We start from the raw sequence: 19,350 nt of genomic DNA, 5'->3' as shown, positions 1-19,350 counted from the left end.
TGCTTCTGGGCTTTCCCAAAATCAGCGGCAAAGATCAGCGGATGACGGGCTCGCCGTGGAACCGCCGCCGCGAGGGCGGCGAAACGCCGAAGCCGACTTCCATCATCAGCCGCGGTTTGCGCGTCGGCACGGTGCCCATGTGGAAGCCGAAGGGATCCTCGACAAAGCCCGAACCCGCCTCGCCGGTCAGCGTAATCGGGCTCTGCGCGCCGTAGACCTTCAGAACCTCTTCCGCCGGGTGGCCGACAAGAAGCGTCATCTGGTGCTTGAGGATGCGGCGATTGTGGCTGCCGCGGACATAGACATGCGGACCGGTCTCGGTATCGACCGGATTGAGATAGAAGAAGAATTTCAGCATCCGCCAATCGTCGAGATCGAAGTGGTATTTGCCAAGCGACGCCAGGTTCTTCTCGGCGTCGGAGACGGAGCTCGTCGGAAAGCTCCACCAGACGCGCGTGGTGATCAGCTTCGCCTGGCTGCCGAGATAATGGGCGGCGATGTCGAGAAGCAGCGGGTCGCGCTGCACGGTAAGCGCGGCATTACAGTCGAGGATCCGCTCGAAAAAGTGCCCGCTGAGCAAGGGACGGCCGAAGTGCTTCTCGGCGTCGGCATGCTCGGCCGGCAAGAACTCCAGCCGACGGTCGAAATTGCCGAAGCAAGGCGTGCGCTGCGCAAAGCTGGCGATCTCTTCGTGGATCGACGACGGCAGGGCAAGCCCGGAAAACAGGCCGTCCGAGCGGAGCGCGCGCACCGCCGCATCACGATCGACGCTGGTGAACATCGTTTCCTGGGCTTTTTGCGCCGGTCGAACCGGTTTTGCGCCACGCCAATGCAGCCGCCGCGCCGGCATGGTGCGTGCCAGCATGAACATCGGCAGCCATGCCGGATTCTCGCGAAGGTCCGACAGATAAGTCGGAATCCGCACGGCAATGCGGCGCAGCAGGCTGCCGTTTCGAGCGATTGACTCGAGGCTTGCAGCACCGGACTTGTCAGGGCTTGAAAAGGTCATCGGTATCCTCAGCTATGAGGGCAGCGTCGACAAAGCGTCGGTCGCTCACCGCTCCGGCGTCACCCAAGCCCATCCGCCCACAACGGAAGAATGGTAACCCTAGGCCAGATTTTGTGCAATGCACAATAAAAGGGAGACCTCGCAATTTCTCTGGGGGAATGATGCTCGCCCCATCAACTCACCCAGAGCCGACACTTACAATCGAACGCCGTCGGCGCCGAACAGAAACGCGCGTTGGAACCCGAAGATTTCCGTTTTGCCGATTTCGAAACGATCCGCGTCACGGCTTTCAACGGTGATCATCGAGCCGCTAGCGAGCAAAGCATGGCCGTAGGTGACGCCGCCCAGGCGCTCGACAAGGGAGATCTTGCCAGAAAGCGCCCCAGTCGCGCCTTTGGCGGGCACAAAATGCTCCGGGCGAATGCCGAGGCTGACAGATGTTCCCAGTTTCGGCGGCGCGCCGCGTGTGGCAACGGCCATGCCGACGAGGCCGGCCTCCGGCGCCGTGACCACAGCCCGTCCGTCTTCGACAGCCATGACCGTGGCCGGGACGAAATTCATCCGTGGTGAGCCGATGAAGCCTGCCACGAAACTGTTGTCGGGATTCTCATAAAGCTCCAGAGGGGCGCCGACCTGCTCGATGCGACCGGCGCGCAGCACGACGATACGGCTGGCCAGCGTCATTGCCTCGATCTGGTCGTGCGTGACATAGATCATGGTCGTGCCGAGTTCCTGATGCAGCCGGGCGATCTCGATGCGCATCTGCACACGCAGTTCGGCGTCGAGGTTCGACAGCGGCTCATCGAACAGGAAGACGCCCGGCTGGCGCACAATCGCGCGGCCGATGGCAACGCGTTGGCGTTGGCCGCCGGAAAGCTCGCGTGGCTTACGCTCGAGATAGGCCTCCAGGTGCAGTATCTTCGCCGCTTCCGCCACCTTGCGGTCGATCTCCTCCTTGGGGCGTTTGGCCATCTCCAACGGAAATCCCATGTTGGTGGCCACAGTCATGTGCGGGTAGAGCGCATAGGTCTGGAATACCATGGCTATACCGCGCTTGGCTGGATCCTCGTCGGTGACGTCGCGCCCGCCAATCAGGATACGCCCGTCGGACGTTCTTTCCAGCCCGGCGATCATACGCAGAAGCGTTGATTTGCCGCAGCCGGAGGGGCCGACAAAGACGACAAACTCACCATCGGCGACGTCAAGATCGACACCGCCGATAACCTCCGTTTCGCCAAAGCACTTCTTGACCGACTGAAGTGATAGACCCGCCATAGTTCTTCCCTCGAGCCTATTTCACGGCGCCATCGGTAAGGCCGGAGACGAACCAGCGGCCGACAAGGGCGAAGAGTGCGACGACCGGAATGATGGCTGCCGTGGCGCCGGCAAGCAGGAGGCCCCAGTCGATCTGATACTGGCCAATGATGCCGGCAAAGCCGACCGGAATGGTGCGCCTGGCATCCGACACGATCAATACCGAGGCGAACAGGAACTCCGTCCAGGACGAGATGAACGCGAAGATTGCGACGCTGGCGATGCCCGGCGCAATTAGCGGCATCAGGATCCTGATCAGAATGGTGGTGGTGGGTGCTCCATCGACGACCGCCGCCTCCTCGATCTCGCGCGGAACGGTCGCCAGGAATGAACGCATCATCCAGATCGAGAACGGCAATGCGAAGGCAACGTTGACGATAACCAGCGCCACGGGGCTGTCGATCAGCCCGACCTTCGCGAACAGGCCGTAGAGCGGGATCAGCACCACCACGCCAGGGAAAGCGTAAGCGAGCAGTATCGTCTTGTAGAGCGCGTTGCGGCCCGGAAACTCCATGCGAAAAAAGGCATAGGCGGCAGGCAAGGCGAGCAACACCGTGAAGGCCGTGGAAAACAGCGCCACAACCATGCTGTTGAGTAGATAAATCGGGAAATCCGAAGCCTGCAGGAGCTTTTCGAAATGTTGAAGGGTAAAGCTGTGCGGCACCATCGTGGGCACACGCTGGATGATTTCCTTCGGCAATTTGATGGAGCCGGTCAACACCCACCAGAACGGCAGACCGATTGCAAGAACAATGACCAAAACGCCGCCATAGAGCGAAAGCGACTGGCCGAAAGTGCGCCTCATCGATCCGCCTCCGCCGCCGTCATGGCTCGCGTCGTCAAAAAGGCAAATCCCATCAGGAGGATGCTGGTGAGAACGGAAATCGTCGCAGCTTCGCTCAAACGATAGCCCTTGAAGGCGGTTTCATAGATGAGCACAGGCAATGTCTGGGTCGCGCCGGATGGACCACCCGCGGTGAGCAGCCAGATCACATCGAAGACGTTGAAGGACAGAAGCGTGCCGACGACGCCGAGCACCATCAATGTCGGTTGCAGCAACGGCCAGGTGATGCGCTTGAAACGCTGGAACGTGCCAGCGCCATCAATCCGAGCCGCCTCGTAGAGATCGCCAGGAATGCGCGTCAGACCAGCCAGCATCATCAGTGTGGTGAATGGAAACCAGCGCCAGGAATTGATCATGATCAGCGTGGTCATGGCGCCTTCGCGCGTGGCGAAGAAACCAACCGGACGCTCGATCACGCCGGCCTGGATCAAAAGAGGGTTGATCATGCCGCCCGACGAGGAAAGCAACCACCGCCAGATGATGACAACGACCACGGTCGGCACAATCCATGTGAGAATTATCCAGGTGCGTGCGATCCGGACGCCGGGAAATTTCTGATTGAGGATAAGCGCCGCTGCCAGCGCCAACAAAGTCTGCACCACCGCGTTGGACAGCACCCAGACGACACTGCGGCCAAGCGCCCGCCAGAAGCCGGCGCCGCCGAGGATCGTCGCATAGTTGCCGAGCCCAATGAAGTGGCCTTCAGAGCCGATCACGCCGACATCCTGAAAGCTCAGGATGGCGGCTTGAACGAGCGGCCAGCCGAGAACCGCCAGCAGGAAGAGGAGCGCCGGCGAAACGAACGCAAAAGCGAGCGTCGTGTTCTTCATGAGCGTTCCCCGGCTTGCCCGCTATTTGGCGGCGATTTCGGACATCCGCGCCTGCCCGGCCTTGACGGCATCGGCGGCGCTCTGACCGTCGACAACAACGCGCTGCAAGGTCTCGGCGATCACATTCTGAGCCGAGATGGCGCCGATCGACGGAAACACCTTGCCGGTGGTGAAGCCGAAGAGCTTGCCGGTTTGCGAATTGGCAATCATGGTTTCGACCTGGGACTTGTATTTAGTCACGGTCTTGTCGCTCCAGAACGATTCCGCCTTAGCGCCGTCATTAGTCACCGGCAGGAACAGGCCTGGCTCCATTGTGAGAAAGCGACCGTAATTTGCAGGTTCAAGCAACCATGTGAGAAACACCTTGGCGGCTTTCTGCTTCGCCTCATCCTTTGTCGTCAGCATGATGGCGTTCGAATAGGAGATGGTCGCCGACGCGCTCTGCTCGTCGGCATGCGGAACGGGCGCCACGCCGAGATCGGCGGCGTCACCTTCGGCCTGCGTTTCGTAGGTGTTGATGACACCGAACTGCAGGATCATGCCGCAGCTGCTGTTTGCAAAGCATGCCTCCGCCTCCCCCCATGTCCACGTGCTGTTGTCGGGTGGCGAAAACTTGGCAAGCTTGCTGTAGAAATCGTAAGCCTTGACGGTTTCCGGCTTGTCGAAAGCAATCGAGCCGTCGTCATTGTAGAGATCGCCGGCACCGCTGTTGACCATGAAGCTATAGACGGTTTGGTCCGTATAGAGCTGCTTGTTGGCCGGAAGACCGATGCCGGATTTGCCATCGGTGCTGAGCTTCTCGGCGGCCGCCTGCCACTCGCTCCAGGTCTTCGGCACCTCGACGCCTGCCGCTTTCAGCACGCTGTTGCGGTACCATAGCGAGATCGCCATGTTGTAGGCCGGCACGGCCCAAACATGGTCGTCGTATTTATAGGGCGCGAGCGTCGCCTCGACGAAGCCATGCTTGCTGTCGAGGTCCTTGACCAGATCGTCGACCGGCACGACCACATCGATGCCTTTCAGGACTGTTGTGAAATCGGGAATGGTAAAGAGAAGGTCCGGACCGTTTCCGGCGGCGAAGGCCGCCGGCGCCTTAGCGTAGACCTCACCCCAGCTTTGCGGCTCCTGCTTGACCTGGATGTCGGGATGGGCGGCGTTGAATTCGTCGAGCAGTTCCTTCATGCGCTGCACGCGGTGCGGCGGCTGCTCCATATGCCAGACCGTCAGGTCGACCGGCTCGGCATAGGCGGTGCCGGCAAGAAGTGTAGCGGCGAAGCCGGCGATCGTCAGAAATCTCGTAGGGCTCATCATCATATTCCTCCCGTTGCTCCGAGACTCCCGTTGAGTCCGGAATCCCTGTGTCCTGGAATTCTCAAAGATGCGGATTGCGCGGTCGATAACGATCAACCAGCGCCTCGTTGACCTCCTTGGCGCCCGGCATATTGGCGCTGAGATAAATGGGTGCGGCGCCACCAGCCGACTGCAGACGCGCAGCTGCTTCGACGAACACGGCGTTCATCAGCGCTGCCCCAATCGAGGTTGACACCGGGCCGACACGCAATTTGCTCCCCGGCAGGTTGATGGTGGCGTCGCCAGGAGGCGCACCATTGTCAAGGACGATGTCGGCGACGTCGGCGAGCCGCGTCCGCCCTTGGGCAGCAACCTTCGAATAGGCTTCCGAGGTGATCGCGACAACGGTCGCTCCGATTGTCTTGCCGATCAACGCAGCCTCCACGGTGGCCGTATTGACGCCGCTGTTGGACACGACGATCAGCACATCGTTTGGCCCGATCGGATAGCGGGCGAATATGGGCGCGACGATGCCCGACATTCGCTCGAATACAGTGCCCGCGACCGCACCTTCATGCACCATGGTCGTAGCGGCGAGGATCGGCACGGTCAGCGCCAGCCCACCGGCCCGGTAGTGCGCCTCTTCGGCCATGGTGTGGCTATGGCCGGTGCCAAAAACATAGACCAGCCCGTCAGCCTTGGCCGTGCGCTCGACGGCGGCGGCGGCGAGCGCGATCGCTTCGGCATTGTCGTCGTATAGACGACCGATACGAGTAGTGAGGTCGGCTAAATAAGCGGCGGCAGTCGGCGTTTTGGTCATGTGTCTGTTCCGAGCGTCAGATTGACGCGCATCACGAAGCAGTCGCCGCGATAGACCGCCCGGACGTATTCGATCGGACGGCCCGTCGCGTCGAGCGTGCGGCGGGTGAGAAAGAGAACCGGACTCTGCAGCGAAATACCAAGTGAGGCAGCACTGGCCGCATCCGGATGCGCGGACCAGAGCTTCTGCTCGGCTTCGCTCGGGTAGAGGCCATAGTCCTCTCGCAGCACGCGATAGAGCGAATCCGTGCTGAAATCCGCGCGTTCCAGCAGTTTCGGCGCCAGCGCCGCCGGGATTTCGGTGCGCTCGAGGCCAACGGGCTCGGCATCCGCCAGACGCACACGAACCAAGCGATGGACCGGCGCATGCTCTGCAATGCCAAGCGCCGCCGCCGCTTCCCGATCCGCCGCGCCGACGCCTGCATCCAGCACGATGCTGGAAGCCAAGCGGCCGCCGCGATGCATCTCCTCGGTAAAACCGCTCAGAGTACTGAGCTGCTGTTCGATGCGCGGATGGGCGACAAAGGCGCCTCGGCCGGTACGCGTCTCCACCAAGCCGCGCCGTTCGAGAAGCTTAAGCGCCTGGCGAGCCGTCATTCGGCTCGCGCCGAGCTCCTCGGCCATCTGCCGCTCCGACGGCAATCTTTCGCCGACCTTCAGCGCACCGGATGCTATCTGCGCCGCGAACGAACTCGCGATGCGTTGATAAAGCGGCACATGATCTGCGGCGACGATTGAAGGCATGGACAGGCTAAACCAGAATTTCTCGTGGTATGTACCACCTGAAACAACTGTGTAGAGCTTTTCCGGCTATCTGCGCAAGCCGCTGTCGCGGCGGGCGCGATAATTAGCGAAGGCGCGGTCCCAGGCCGGCTTCACGGAACCGTCCGGCTCATGGCGGCGCTGTATCTGCCGGGTCGCCTTCGACGCTTCGCGGATCGAACCGAACTGTCCAATGGCTGTCGCCGCGAGGAGAGCTGCTCCCCTGGCACCAAATTCGGTCCCGGCCGGGACGAGAACAGTGATGCCGAGCGCGTCGGCGATCATTTGGGTCCACATCAGGCTGCGCGCTCCGCCGCCGGTCAGCAGGATTTTGTCGCCGGTGCCTTCCAGACCTTGGTACAGATCGCGCATCGCCAGCGTCACGCCCTCATAGACGGCCCGGATCATGTGAGGCCGCCCGTGTCGGGGTGCGAGACCGTAAAAACCGGCACGCGCCTCGTGGTCAACCACCGGCGCAATGATGCCGCTCTCGCTGAGATATGGCAAATAGGTCACGCCCTCATTGCCGATAGGTAGCTGGGCGATCATCGCCTCCATCCGCGCGTAGAGATCGGGTTCCCCGGCTAGGTCGGGCAACAGCGTTTCGACAGCCCAGTCAAGGTTGAGCGTGCCGGCCACGTTGACCATCGCGCGAAACCAGTTCCCGCCGGGCAGGGTAAAAAGCAGGCCCAAATTGGGTGGCGTGAACACGGGCTGATCGGAGACGATGCCGACCATGCAGGTCGTACCGAGAACGGCCATCGCCATCCCGCTTTCGAGTGCGCTGGCGCCAATGACCGTCGCCGGGACATCGCCAGCGCCGATCGCCACCGGCGTGCCTTCCCTCAGGCCGGTAGCGGTTGCTGCCGTGGCCGTGACGAAGCCGCCTATGGTTTCGGAATCTGCTGCTGCCGGCAGCTTGTGCGCAAGGTCGGCGACTTCGAACAATGCAAGCATTTCAGGGCTGTGGTCGCGCTGCCGCGCGCTGCCTGGCGCCACTGCAGCTTCCGTGCGATCGGTGGCTACCCGTCCGGTCAGTTTCAGGCGCAGGAAATCCTTATAGCCGAAGACATGTGCCGCCCTGTCCAGCACATCTGGCTCATATGTTCGCAGCCAAGCAAGTAGCGGCAACGTGCAGCCCTGCTGCAATACGCAGCCATCCGACTGAAAGATCCTTTGATAGAAATCCGGCACGTCGGCCGCCCGCCGTTCCAGCAAATCCTGCGCCCGGCTGTCTTCCCAAACGATACCGGGACGCAAGGCACTGCCGGTATCATCGACCAGCCATGCCCCTACCATGGCTGCCGACAGACCCACGGCGGCAATATCGTTTCCCACGATACCGGCGTTGGCGAGAGCAGCACGGATCGCCTCGCTTACCGCGTTCCATGCAAGGACAGGATCGAGTTCCGACCAACCCGGATAGGGTCTTTGCAAACGGATGCGACGAAATCCCATGCCGAGCTGTTGGCCTTTTTCGTCGAATACCGCGACTTTGGTTACGGACGAGCCCGCGTCGATGCCAAGGAAATAATCGGTCATGAATTGGTCTTATCTCTGATGGCACGCAATGCTGGCTGCTCCACGGCCGCCGCGGTTCCGATTCAATCGTGGCCGGACATCAGTGCGCACCTGTTTTATTTTCATGAAGGGCTTCGCTGATGGCGCCGGGATCGCCTGGCAGCTACCATATTTCATCTGCCCAGCCCGAGCTCAGCAACGAAATCGTAGGCGTCGCCGCGAAAAATCGACCGACTGGATTCAACGACGACGCCATCTTCCCTCCGGGTTATCCGGTAGATGTCGAGCGCTGCAGCGCCCGTCGGTGCGTTGAGAAGGCGGGCGCTCTTTTCGTCGAGGTTGATCGCCGAGAAACGCTGAACGGCCTTGACTGGAACATGACCAAGATCACGCAATGTCCGGTAGAGGGAGTCTTCGATCTGCTTCGGGTCGGGCAGGATAGCAGCCGGAATCAATGAGGTTTCCAACGCAATGGGCTCTTTATCCGCCAGCCGCAGCCGGCACATCCGAACGACAGACCCGCCATTGGGCATTTCGAGCCGGCGCGCCTCGTCGGCACTCGCCACGCTAAGGTCGCGCTCCAGCCACAGCGTGCCTGGCGACCGTCCGCGCGACGTCATGTCTTCGGAGAAGGAATAAAGTCGGCTCAAGCTTTGCACGACGCGCTCGCGCGTCCCCGAAACATACGTTCCGCTGCCATGTCGCTGGATAATCAGACCTTGGCGGACAAGTTCAGCCATCGCTCTACGCACGGTAACCCGCGAAATGCCAAGTTCAAGGGCAAGCTCACGTTCGGGCGGAAGAACGGCGCCCGGTTTCAAGGTGCCCGAGGCGATCGCGTCGACTAGGGCTGCCTGCAGGCGCCTATAGACCGGCGCATCACTTCCATTGCTCTGCGCAGCAGCAAAAAATTCGAGGAATGTCACGCCTGGGACCCATAGCGATAATACCAACATGATACCAATTTTCGCGATGACCGCAACAACCAGAGTAGCACGTCCAGAAGCTGCCCTCGTTAGTCCTATCGGCCTGCAGAGTGGAGGGGCAGCTAACTCTGCCCCCTGAAGCCAAACGACAGCGAGTGTTTTGAGCGAGTGGAAAGAAGAGGTTGCGCACGGCGGAGAAGATCGGGACGAAGCGATCAGACCCCTTCGAGGATGATGATCGTCGGCCGGTCGGGCAGCGTCTTCAGCGAGACCGTCAGCGACCGGCCGGAGAGGAATTCCACCGCGAAATCGTCACCCATCCTACCTGTGAACTCACTGATCGGGGTCGAATGGCGATGCATCGGCAGGATCATCGATGAATAGAGCCGCGCGGTGATTTCGGTCATCCGGTCGAGCGACAGCGTCATGCCCCCGTCGATAGGCACCATAAGGACGTCGAGCCGGCCAATGGCGCCATAATGCGCGTCCTCCAGCCGGTGGTGCAGATGGCCGAGATGGCCGATGCAGAGCCCCGCCACTTCGAAGATGAAGATGGAGTTGCCGTCCTTGCCGAGATCGCCGCCATTGCGGATATCCGTCGGCACGTTGCGGATGTAGACGTCATCCACGACAAGAGCGTGGCGCGCCGGACCACCGTCCGGATTCCAACCGCGCAGCACATATTCGATGGCGGGATCCGGATGGTCCGAATAATGGGTGCGGTGGGCCTTGTTCATGGTCACCACGCGCGGCAGCGGGTCAGCGCCGTAGACGCCGGAAAAGTCGGTGGCGATCCTGACGCCGGCGGGTGTCTCGATGATGTAGGTCGAATGGCCGGCATAGGTGATCGTAACGTCGCCGTCGACGAAGGCCTCGGCCAGCATAGGCGTCTGCGCCTTTGGCGCTGTGAAGCTGGCATAGGTGGCCGACGGCAGCGCTTGCGCGATCGCAACGCATCTCGACGGCGGCGGCTGTTCCTGGGCCGAAGCGATGAGCGGCCAGAAAGCCAGGGTCAGCAGAACGGCGGCAGATAGGCGGAGCATGGCTGCCTCCCGTGGCAGAACTGGCGCCACGCTACGATAGCGCTAGCGATTACGATGGCTATCGCCGGGAAAGTCACGTTTTCGCGAGCGCCGGAGGGGCTGAACGTCTGAACCGATTGTCGCGACTTGCGCGACAATCGCGTGAAATGGGACGCGCCATGGCCCGGCCGCCCGGATATCGCCAGCGATCAGGGCGTCGGGCGGAAGACGCCGTTCTCGTCGCGCTTGAGCGGCGCGGTTTGCCGGGAAAGCGGCGCACCAGGCGCTTCGGAGACCGAAACACCCTCCGTCCAATCGGCGGGTGCAATAGCGATGTAACGCGCATATCCGCCTGACCCGCCGAGCGGCTTGGCAAAGCCGATTGTAACCAACGCCCCGGCCTCCGGCACCTTGTCGAGGTTTGCAACGCCTTCTGCCTGGGTGAAATCGTTGTGAAGCAGCCAATGTTCGCCTTCGAGATTGGGCGTGGTGTCGGTGTCGAGCGGCTCATGACCATGAAACAGAATCTTCCGCTCCAGATGCAGGAACTTCAGCGCGTCCAAACTGACGCCTGGAAACGGCTTCTGGTTGAAGCGGGCGGCATCGGACCATTTCTTGTACCAATCCGAACGCACGAAGACGACCGAACCTTCCGGTATGCGGCCGTGCTCCTTTTCCCACTCTTCGATGTCGGCGACCTGAAGGTGATAGCCTTCGTCAGTCTGCACCTTGCCGCTGATGTCGATCACGACGAGCGGCCGCACGGCATAAGTGGCCGGCAGGTCGCTGATCGTTGCACCGAGTGGGTTCCAGTGGGAGGGCGGATCGAGCTGCGTGCCATATTGGTCCGTCGTCAGCTCGTAGGCGGTCGCGACGAACCCATGCTTGTCGTAAGTGAACTCTTCGCCGGCCTTGACGTAGCCCTCGATGTCCCGACCGGCGACAGTCGGTTTGAACTTGGCATTGGCGAAGCCCGGCCATACGGGCTGCACCGGCTCGAAGGCATGGGTCAGATCGATGTACTTGGCCGATTTTAGCGTGTTCTCATAAACCGACCAAAGGGACGACTCCTGCGCCAACGCGATCGCCGGCACTGACCAAGCGGCCGCCAGCAAGGCGACACGAACGAATTTAGATACATTCATCTGCAGTCTCCCCGAAAATGTTGCCGGAGTATCGCGAGTTTCCTGCAGGACGACAAGCATACGCATTCCTCCCAGGAGGGTCGCTGCAATAGGGCCTCCACCAAGCCGCTTTCCGCCCACAGCCTGCGCGCCGCCTAACCCAGCAAGCTACGGCAGAGGAAGGCCCCTCATTTCGCCGGCGCCACCCAGATCTCGGCGTCGAGCCGCTTGGTCGCAAGGCCGCGCGCGATGGCTTCGGCGCTGCGGGCGTTTTTCGACAAGGCCGCGGCCTGACGCTTGCTGATCACCAGCCCTTCGGCCAGTGCCCGGTTTCCCGAAAAGACCCGCGACAGGAACGGCACGCGGCTGCCGCGCGCCCTCGAGAACCGCGCCGGCATGGTTTGCCTGGCCGTGTGGGCGGCCACCTCGTCGATCCAGCCTTCCGCCAGCCGCGCGCCCGGCTCCAGCAGCAGCAGCCAGTCGCCCTTTGCCTGCCTGATACCGGCAGCAACGCCGCCGCTCGCCACAAAAAGGCAGCCGGCATGTTCAGCAACGCGGTGCGTCTGGTCGGTCGAGCCGCCGTCGCAGACGACGACATCGCGCACCACGCCCTCGACCGCGCCGCCGATCAGCGAGGCGAGCGTGCGGGCAAGTCTCTCTTCGTCATTCAGGGTCTGGATGAGAACGCTGAGCATCGTTAGCCGAATAGCGGAAAGCCGAGCGCGACGCCAGTTTTTGCGTCGCGTCATAAAAAAGTTCTTGATTTGTTCTCATCGGCAAAATAGGATTATTTTCATGAACAGAGCGAATCGACAGCCAGCCGACAGTCCCTGGGAGAGGGCGAAAATGGAACAGATCGTGCGTGCCGACATTGCCGCCTTCGGCGCTGGTAGAGCCGAGATGGCCAATGCGATGATCGAGCACAGCGGCGTGCGCGTCCGCCCCGACCGCAATCGCGGCCGGTCCGCCGGCATCAACCCGTCCGGCCGGTTCGAGCCGGTTAGCCGGCATGTGTTCGACGATGGCTGGAATTCGCTGGAGGAGCTGCCGCCCTTCAAGACCGAGGTGCAGGTCGAGAAGCCGCGCACCATCATCACCCGTAACGAGTCGCCCGACATTTCCTTCGACCGCTCGATCAACCCCTATCGCGGCTGCGAGCATGGCTGCGTCTATTGCTTCGCCCGGCCGACGCACAGCTTCATGGGCCTGTCGCCGGGGCTGGATTTCGAATCGAAGCTGTTCGCCAAGCCGGATGCGGCGCGGCTGCTCGACAAGGAACTGTCGAAGGACGGCTATCAGCCGCGCACCATCGCCATCGGCACCAACACCGATCCCTACCAACCGATCGAGAAGCAGTACCGGATCATGCGCGAGATCCTCGAAGTGCTGGAGGCGCGCGGCCACCCGGTCGGCATCGTCACCAAATCCGCGCTGGTGACGCGCGACATCGACATTCTGTCGCGCATGGCCGAACGCGGGCTGGCCAAGGTGGCGCTGTCGGTGACGACGCTCGACCGGATGCTGGCGCGCACGATGGAGCCACGCGCGTCGACGCCGACGAAGCGGCTGGAGGCGATCAGGCAACTTTCGGATGCCGGCATTCCGACCTCGGTCATGGTCGCTCCGATCATCCCCGGCCTGACCGATCAGGAGATGGAACGCATCCTCGATTCGGCACGTGCAGCAGGAGCGCGCGAGGCCGGTTATGTCGTGCTGCGCCTGCCGCTGGAGGTCGCGCCAATTTTCAAGGATTGGCTGCTGCGCCATTATCCGGACCGCTACCGTCACGTCATGTCGCTGATCCGTTCGATGCGCGACGGCAAGGATTACGATTCGGATTGGGGCAAGCGCATGAAAGGCGCCGGTCCCTATGCCTGGCAGATCGGCCGGCGCTTCGAGATATCAGCCAAACGGCTTGGCCTCAACGCCGAGCGGCGGTCGCTCAGGACCGATCAGTTCGTCGTCGCGGCCAAGGCAACCGAGCAACTGATGTTGCTGTGAAGACATCATGTGCCGCCGGCGCCGGCGGCACATAAAGAGATCCCGTCCGGCCTGTCTTGTCCCCGGGCTAGCAGACGGTGCCCTCCGGGTCCGGTGCCCCGCCCGACCCGGAGGGGCTTGCGGAGAATCGGAGCCAATGCGAACCTCGCCGCAACATGGCTCGCGCGCGCTCTGATTCTCCGCTTCTCTTCGAAATCGTCGAGAGACCCGATTTCTCCTTCGAGACGAAGGCGATGGCCGAAGGCCTGTGGCCGGTGGCGGGAATGGACGAGGCTGGCCGCGGCCCGCTCGCCGGGCCGGTCGTCGCGGCAGCGGTGGTGCTCGATCCCGCCAACATTCCCGACGGTCTCGACGATTCCAAGCGCCTCAGCCATCTACAGCGCGAAGCGCTGTTCCTGAAAATTCTCGGCTCCGCTCTTGGCGTGTCGATGGCCTCGGTCAGCGCGGAAGGCATCGATGGCAGCAATATTCTCAAGGCCAGCCTCGAGGCGATGCGCCGCGCTTTGGTCGGGCTGTCGGTGCGGCCAAAGCTAGCCCTGGCCGACGGCCGCGACGTGCCGCCCGGACTGCCTTGCGAAGGCAGAGCGCTGATCAAGGGCGACCAGCGCTCGCAGTCGATCGCCGCCGCCTCGATCGTCGCCAAGGTGATGCGCGACCGCATGATGTGCGGCTGCGGCAGCCATCACGCGCATTACGGTTTCGAGGCTCATATGGGCTATGCCACCGTCCGCCACCGAACGGCGATCGAGGTGCATGGACCGGTGGCGCGGCTGCACCGCGCATCCTTCGCGCCGTTCCGGCTTGGCGGCACCGAAGTGCTCGACGAAGAGGGCCTTGCCGGCCTGGATTGAGGCAGCGCCAAATCTCCCCCCTTGAGGGGGGGATGTCGCCGAAGGCGACAGAGGGGGTCGCTTCAGCTGGCGCGACGCCATCTGGGGCGAAGAGAAGGCTGGCGCTTCACGCGCGGCTACCCCCTCTGGCCTGCCGGCCATCTCCCCCTCAAGGAGGGAGATTACGCGCTCGCCCGCCCGCACAAAAAAAGCCGCCAGGTTTCCCAGGCGGCTTTCGATGAATTTCTCGATGAAATCGCTTAATTCAGCTTAGACTTCACGTCCTGAAGCGAGGCCTTGAACAGGTCGGCGCCGGCCTTGGCGTCGATCTTGCCGGCGAGCAGCGTGCGTGCGGCTTCGACGGCGATATCGACGGCACTGGCGCGCACCTCACCGATCGCCTCGCGCTCGGCCTGACCGATCTTCAATTCGGCAAGCGCGGTGCGCCGGGCGACATAGTCCTCGGTCTTCTGGTGCGCCTCGGCGGCCAGCATGTCGGCCTCGCGCTTGGCGGCGGCGACGATGTCGGCGGCCTCCTGCTCGGCTTCCTTGCGCTTGCGCTGGTATTGGCCGAGCAGTTGCTGGGCCTCCTCGCGCAGCCGGCGCGCGTCCTCAAGCTCGTTGCTGATCTTGTCGGCGCGGGCATCGAGCGCCTTGGCGATCAGCCCCGGCACCTTGATGTAGACGGCAATGGCCAGGAAAATGACGAGGGCAACAGTGGCCCAAAGCGTCGCGAGTGATGTGGCGTCCATGATGCGCTCCTCACCGGGCCACGGATTTGACGGCTGCTGCGATCTCGGCCTTGCTGGCCTTGCCGCCGACAAGCGCCTCGACGATGGCCGAAGCGGTGTCCTCGGCGATCGTGCCGACTTCCTTCATGGCATTGGCCTTGATGGACGAAATGCGGGCCTCGGCCTCGCCAAGTTTTTTGTCGAGGGCAGCCTCGACCTTCTTGCGGGCGGCCTCGGCTTCCACCTTGGCGGCATCGTTGGCCTGCTGCCCGATCGCATTGGCCTTGGTCTTGGCTTCCGCCAGTTCCTGCTCATAGGCGGCAACAGCGGCATCGGCCTCGCCCTTCAGCCTGGCGGCATGGTCGAGGTCCTGGGTGATGCGGTCGTTGCGGACATCGATGATGCCGCCGACACGCGGCATCACCACCTTCTTAAGGAACAGATAGAACAGCCCAAAGGTGATCGCCAGCCACAGAAGCTGCGACGGGAATGTCGCCGGATCGAATGGCGGGAACATGCCGTGCGCCTCGGCAGGCACGCCGGTGCCGGAATGCGTTTCGCCTTCCGTGCCGGTATGGCCGCCTTCGACGGCGGGCGCGGACTCTTGCGCAAAGGCAGATGTCACGAACATGGACTATTCCCTGATATCAGGCCCGCCGCTGATTGCGGCCGGCCCGTCCAATTCCCAATGTTAGCCGAACAGGGGCTCAGCCGAACAGAGCCAGAAGCGCGATGAGAAGGGAGAAAATGCCCAGCGCTTCCGTCACGGCGAAGCCGAAGATCAGGCGGCCGAACTGGCCATCCGCGGCCGACGGGTTGCGCAGCGCGCCCGCCAGATAGCTGCCGAAGATGTTGCCAAGGCCAATACCGGCGCCACCCATGCCGAGGCATGCGATGCCGGCGCCGATGTACTTTGCTGCTTCTGCTTCCATTTGTTCAACTCCTTTGGATCTAAAATTCCGTTGCAATTCCATCCGGCAGCAATGCCGGAAACTCTTGGCCAGCCTGGGTCAGTGCCCGGGGTGCAGGGCGTCGTTCAGATACATGCAGGTCAGCACGGCAAAGACATAGGCCTGCAGGAACGCGACCAGCAGTTCCAGCGCCGTCAGCGCCACGGCCATCGCCAGCGGCAGGACCGATCCGGCAATGCCAAGCGTGCCGAGCGCGCTCAAGCTCACCACGAAGCCCGAGAACACCTTCAGCGTGATGTGGCCGGCCAGCATATTCGCGAACAGACGAACCGAGAGGCTGACCGGGCGCGAGACGAAGGAAATCACCTCGATCAGCACCACCAGCGGCAGCAGGTAGACCGGCACGCCATGCGGCACGAACAATTTCAGGAAACCAAGGCCGTGCTTCATGAAGCCGTAGACGACGACCGTTCCGATCACCAGCGCAGCGAGGCCGAAGGTGACGATGATGTGGCTGGTGACGGTGAAGAAATACGGGAAAAGACCGAGCAGATTGGCAACGAGCACGAACATGAACAGCGAAAACACGAGGGGGAAGAACTTCATGCCCTGCGTTCCGGCTGCATCCCTCAGCATGTTGCCGACGAATTCGTAGGCCATTTCCGAGACCGACTGAAGACGGCCGGGAACGAGGCTGCGGCTCGAGGTGGTGAGATAGAGGAACGCCGACGCAACGGCGACGGTCGCGACCATGAAAAGAGCCGAATTGGTGAAGGACAGGTCGTAGCCGCCGATCTCGATCGGAATCAGCTTGTTGATATGGAACTGGTGGATCGGATCGACCTTGTCAGCAGCCACTTTAATTCCCCATCGAAGCCGCACGCGGCTTGAGTGTCCTGTTCATTGCGCCGGCAAGCGGCGCCTCAAGTTCATTCTTTCGGATCGCGCGTTTTGTCGCCTTGTCCGAATTCCGCCATAAGCCCCGCAGAACGCAGGACGTTGAGCACGCCGGCGCCAAAACCCAGCAGCAAAAAAACGATCAGACCCCATGGCGATGTCCCCGCCACACGGTCGATGATCCAGCCGAGACCTGCGCCAACCACTATCCCGGCGATGAACTCGCTGGACAGCTTGAGCGCCTGGCCATATCCGGCCGCACTGCCCGCTTTCGCGTCGTCTTTCCCCTCGAGCCGGTTCGGCCGCCTTGTCGCAAGCGATGCTTCAAGGTCGCGCCGGCGGCGCTCAAGATCGTCGTCGCGGATGTCGGCTTGACGCTGTTTGCCGCGGCCGGTTTCTCCGGTTCCGTCTGGCCCATTCTCGTCGGCCATCGCAACCCCCTTGCCCGGTCAGATCGTCACCGTCCGTCCGCTCTTAAGTCGCCGGCAACATAGTTAGAGGGTCCGCGCCCGTCAAGCCACGGGCGGAACTTCAGCCTCAAGTATTTTCCCTATTGAAATCAATGATTTGCTAGGGTGCGACATCGTGCCCGATACCGTTGTTGGCATGCCGCGACCGAATCCCTCCGGCGATGGGTCTTCGATCGGCCGCGCCGGGGGCCTTGCCGGAGCGCTCAGCTCCAGCCGCCGCCATAGGTGCGGTAGAAGATGTGCAGGCCGATCTTGGTCATTTTTTTCATCGTTCGCGCCCAACCCGGGTTGACGTAGTTGGCGTAGTAATGGGTCGATGATCCCACTTCCGGGATGAAGATCTTGCCGGCAGTGACCGCCATGGCGACATCCTGCGCAGTCTTGTAGTGGGCGGGGCTCTGGATGCGCTTCTTCCTGCCGTCGCAAGCGAAGGAAAACTGGCAACGGTTGAACCATTTGTCGTTCTGGTAGACGACGCCGCAGATCGAGTTCGGATAGGCCGGATTGCGAACGCGATTGAGGATGACCTGGGCGACGGCGGCCTGGCCGCGCACGGATTCGCCGCGCGCCTCGAAATAGATGCCGTTGGCGAGGCAAGTCTGTTCCGGCTTGGAGAAGACGCTCGCCGGCAGCGGCGTTTGCATCCACGAATGATCGCCCTTGGCCACCGGCGGAATGAAGCGGCCATCGTTGGGCTTCTCGTCCTGCAGCAAGGCCTCGAAGGGCGACGCCTGCGCATAGTCGGGCGCGGCCGAGGCGTAGGCCGTCGCCAGGACGTCGGGGTGATCGTTGTTGACCAGTGCGGCAAGCATGGCCGGCATGCCGGGATCCGGTTTCTTGTCGACGCGCGCGTGGAACGCGGCGGCAATCTGGATCTCCTTGCCTTTGATCTCTGGCTTGGCGAAAGCCATCTTCAGGCTGCTGTCCATGCTTGGGCGAAGAAGAGAGGAAGTGCGCTTGAAAATCGAGCCGGCGTTGAAATTCTTCGGCGGCGCGACCGGCGAGACCATGATGATGCGGCCCTTCTTGGCGGCTCGCACGACGCGGTCCTCGTCGGGCGTCGTGCTGGCCGCACTGCCCTTGCCGCGAAACGACACAGCGCCGATGCCGGGCAACCGGACGCCGGAACCCGAGATCGAGCCGGTGCTGTCGGAATCGAGGAAAGGCATTTCGGCGGCATGGACCGATCCGGCGACGGATTTCTCGACATAGGCGTTCCAGCGGGCGTTCGGCGCCTTGAGGCCGGAAACCAGGCTCGTCATGTCCTGGTAGGCGATTACCGTGGGAAAGCCGACCCAGATGCCAAGTCCAATGACCAGAGGAGACAGGAGTGAACGTCTTTTCTCACCGACGGCGGCAACCGGCGTCGAGACACGTCGGTGCATGGAGATCTTCGGAAAGCCGACCCGAATGCACAGACCAACAATGGACGGAGACAGAAGTGAACGTTTCTTCTCACCGGCGACAGCGACAAGCCGCTTCAAAACACGTCGATGCACGGAACTCTCCAGAAACGCAACTGACCCCACTGGAGAGGCACAATGATGCATTAACCTTGATGGTGCGTTAACAGGTTGGATCGTGTTTTCCCTGTCGATCCGAAGTCAGGCGCTTTTGCGGCCATGTTCGGGCCGAAGAAAGATCGGCCCGGCGATCAGTGCGCAAAAAGCCGCAGCCAGCCAGACGCCCGCCCACGACCAGAAGACGAGAAGCCCCGGAATGGCGATCGGCACCAGGAAGAAGGCGATGAAGACGAGGCTGTTGGCGAGGCCTAGCGCCGTTCCAGCGGGTCTGCGCCGGCGGTCGCCGCGGGCTCGGATTGACGATCCGCACCGATATCGGTCTGCCGGCCACTGTGAGGGCAATGACGCCGGACGTCCTGGGGTTGCCCGCGCTGCCTGAGATGGCGCTGTACCTGTATCGCAAGGAGGCGGAGCCGGACCCGGTAGCGGCGCGTCTTGCCGACATCCTGCTGCAGGCGGCGCTGGAATCGCTGCCCGAAAACGCGCAAGCGCGTGCCGGCCTGCGGAGCGCTGCTTAAAGGGCAGC

22 protein-coding genes are annotated in these 19,350 nt (G+C 62.3%); 3 read left to right on the top strand and 19 right to left on the bottom strand.

Annotated features, from left to right (window positions below):
* Positions 1 to 34 precede the first annotated feature (34 nt).
* The 12 genes from RPG13_RS13090 to RPG13_RS13035 all read right to left on the bottom strand — a co-directional run bounded on the left by RPG13_RS13090 (position 35) and on the right by RPG13_RS13035 (position 12,156).
* Positions 35 to 1,009: a hypothetical protein gene (locus tag RPG13_RS13090; protein ID WP_292503109.1), complete on the bottom strand. Its 975-nt coding sequence runs from the start codon at positions 1,007 to 1,009 to the stop codon at positions 35 to 37.
* A gap of 195 nt (positions 1,010 to 1,204) precedes the next feature.
* On the bottom strand, positions 1,205 to 2,284 hold the full coding sequence (locus tag RPG13_RS13085) for an ABC transporter ATP-binding protein (RefSeq protein WP_126103286.1): 1,080 nt from the start codon (positions 2,282 to 2,284) through the stop codon (positions 1,205 to 1,207).
* Between the two features lie 16 nt (positions 2,285 to 2,300).
* Positions 2,301 to 3,128, bottom strand: a complete 828-nt coding sequence (locus RPG13_RS13080) for a carbohydrate ABC transporter permease (protein WP_127205441.1) — start codon at positions 3,126 to 3,128, stop codon at positions 2,301 to 2,303.
* Positions 3,125 to 3,997 carry a carbohydrate ABC transporter permease gene (locus RPG13_RS13075; RefSeq protein ID WP_095483959.1) on the bottom strand — a complete coding sequence of 291 codons (873 nt, stop codon included), beginning with the start codon at positions 3,995 to 3,997 and terminating at the stop codon, positions 3,125 to 3,127. The genes RPG13_RS13080 and RPG13_RS13075 overlap by 4 nt, the downstream gene beginning before the upstream one ends.
* 21 nt (positions 3,998 to 4,018) lie before the next feature.
* The gene (locus RPG13_RS13070) at positions 4,019 to 5,305 is read right to left on the bottom strand and encodes an ABC transporter substrate-binding protein (RefSeq protein WP_292503108.1); all 1,287 of its coding nucleotides are present in this window, start codon (positions 5,303 to 5,305) and stop codon (positions 4,019 to 4,021) included.
* Between the two features lie 64 nt (positions 5,306 to 5,369).
* Complete coding sequence (locus tag RPG13_RS13065; protein WP_095483958.1) at positions 5,370 to 6,107, bottom strand: SIS domain-containing protein; 738 nt, start codon at positions 6,105 to 6,107, stop codon at positions 5,370 to 5,372.
* Positions 6,104 to 6,850 carry a GntR family transcriptional regulator gene (locus RPG13_RS13060; RefSeq protein ID WP_126103290.1) on the bottom strand — a complete coding sequence of 249 codons (747 nt, stop codon included), beginning with the start codon at positions 6,848 to 6,850 and terminating at the stop codon, positions 6,104 to 6,106. Before RPG13_RS13060 ends, RPG13_RS13065 begins: the two co-directional genes overlap by 4 nt.
* A gap of 66 nt (positions 6,851 to 6,916) precedes the next feature.
* On the bottom strand, positions 6,917 to 8,410 hold the full coding sequence (locus RPG13_RS13055; RefSeq protein ID WP_337125191.1) for an FGGY-family carbohydrate kinase: 1,494 nt from the start codon (positions 8,408 to 8,410) through the stop codon (positions 6,917 to 6,919).
* 152 nt (positions 8,411 to 8,562) lie between these two features.
* On the bottom strand, positions 8,563 to 9,315 hold the full coding sequence (locus RPG13_RS13050) for a GntR family transcriptional regulator (RefSeq protein ID WP_337125190.1): 753 nt from the start codon (positions 9,313 to 9,315) through the stop codon (positions 8,563 to 8,565).
* A 215-nt stretch (positions 9,316 to 9,530) separates the two neighbouring features.
* Positions 9,531 to 10,358, bottom strand: coding sequence for an MBL fold metallo-hydrolase (locus tag RPG13_RS13045; RefSeq protein ID WP_126103293.1), 828 nt, complete (start codon positions 10,356 to 10,358; stop codon positions 9,531 to 9,533).
* 188 nt (positions 10,359 to 10,546) lie between these two features.
* Positions 10,547 to 11,482: a cyclase family protein gene (locus RPG13_RS13040; protein WP_337125189.1), complete on the bottom strand. Its 936-nt coding sequence runs from the start codon at positions 11,480 to 11,482 to the stop codon at positions 10,547 to 10,549.
* A gap of 167 nt (positions 11,483 to 11,649) precedes the next feature.
* Positions 11,650 to 12,156: a glycosyltransferase gene (locus RPG13_RS13035; RefSeq protein ID WP_095483952.1), complete on the bottom strand. Its 507-nt coding sequence runs from the start codon at positions 12,154 to 12,156 to the stop codon at positions 11,650 to 11,652.
* A 151-nt stretch (positions 12,157 to 12,307) separates the two neighbouring features.
* Between RPG13_RS13035 and RPG13_RS13030 the strand changes: the two genes are divergently transcribed.
* Entirely contained in the window at positions 12,308 to 13,462 is a 1,155-nt protein-coding gene (locus RPG13_RS13030) for a PA0069 family radical SAM protein (protein ID WP_292623045.1), read from the top strand.
* A gap of 155 nt (positions 13,463 to 13,617) precedes the next feature.
* Positions 13,618 to 14,313 carry a ribonuclease HII gene (locus RPG13_RS13025; protein WP_292219863.1) on the top strand — a complete coding sequence of 232 codons (696 nt, stop codon included), beginning with the start codon at positions 13,618 to 13,620 and terminating at the stop codon, positions 14,311 to 14,313.
* 239 nt (positions 14,314 to 14,552) lie between these two features.
* On the opposite strand, the gene RPG13_RS13020 is transcribed toward RPG13_RS13025, so the two are convergent.
* The 7 genes from RPG13_RS13020 to RPG13_RS12990 all read right to left on the bottom strand — a co-directional run bounded on the left by RPG13_RS13020 (position 14,553) and on the right by RPG13_RS12990 (position 19,166).
* Complete coding sequence (locus RPG13_RS13020; protein ID WP_126103297.1) at positions 14,553 to 15,044, bottom strand: F0F1 ATP synthase subunit B; 492 nt, start codon at positions 15,042 to 15,044, stop codon at positions 14,553 to 14,555.
* A gap of 10 nt (positions 15,045 to 15,054) precedes the next feature.
* Positions 15,055 to 15,654 carry a F0F1 ATP synthase subunit B gene (locus tag RPG13_RS13015; protein ID WP_126103298.1) on the bottom strand — a complete coding sequence of 200 codons (600 nt, stop codon included), beginning with the start codon at positions 15,652 to 15,654 and terminating at the stop codon, positions 15,055 to 15,057.
* Between the two features lie 76 nt (positions 15,655 to 15,730).
* Positions 15,731 to 15,955, bottom strand: coding sequence for a F0F1 ATP synthase subunit C (locus RPG13_RS13010; protein ID WP_056103679.1), 225 nt, complete (start codon positions 15,953 to 15,955; stop codon positions 15,731 to 15,733).
* Positions 15,956 to 16,033: 78 nt separating this feature from the next.
* Positions 16,034 to 16,792, bottom strand: a complete 759-nt coding sequence (locus RPG13_RS13005) for a F0F1 ATP synthase subunit A (RefSeq protein WP_095483947.1) — start codon at positions 16,790 to 16,792, stop codon at positions 16,034 to 16,036.
* Positions 16,793 to 16,863: 71 nt separating this feature from the next.
* Positions 16,864 to 17,262: an AtpZ/AtpI family protein gene (locus RPG13_RS13000; RefSeq protein ID WP_127205449.1), complete on the bottom strand. Its 399-nt coding sequence runs from the start codon at positions 17,260 to 17,262 to the stop codon at positions 16,864 to 16,866.
* Between the two features lie 242 nt (positions 17,263 to 17,504).
* A complete protein-coding gene (locus RPG13_RS12995; RefSeq protein ID WP_337125188.1) occupies positions 17,505 to 18,686 on the bottom strand; it encodes a cell wall hydrolase in 1,182 nt (393 codons plus the stop codon).
* 219 nt (positions 18,687 to 18,905) lie between these two features.
* Entirely contained in the window at positions 18,906 to 19,166 is a 261-nt protein-coding gene (locus RPG13_RS12990) for a hypothetical protein (protein WP_337125187.1), read from the bottom strand.
* Here RPG13_RS12990 and RPG13_RS12985 point away from each other — a divergent pair.
* Positions 19,166 to 19,342: a hypothetical protein gene (locus tag RPG13_RS12985; RefSeq protein ID WP_442921336.1), complete on the top strand. Its 177-nt coding sequence runs from the start codon at positions 19,166 to 19,168 to the stop codon at positions 19,340 to 19,342. The two genes, RPG13_RS12990 and RPG13_RS12985, sit on opposite strands and share 1 nt — an antisense overlap.
* The last annotated feature ends 8 nt before the right edge of the window (positions 19,343 to 19,350 follow it).

The sequence above is a fragment of the Mesorhizobium sp. ISC15 genome, from assembly GCF_037162615.1.
Taxonomy (GTDB): Bacteria; Pseudomonadota; Alphaproteobacteria; order Rhizobiales; family Rhizobiaceae; genus Mesorhizobium; species Mesorhizobium mediterraneum.
The sequence above is the reverse complement of the archived record's forward strand: the minus strand, read 5'-3'. Positions and strand labels throughout refer to the sequence as shown.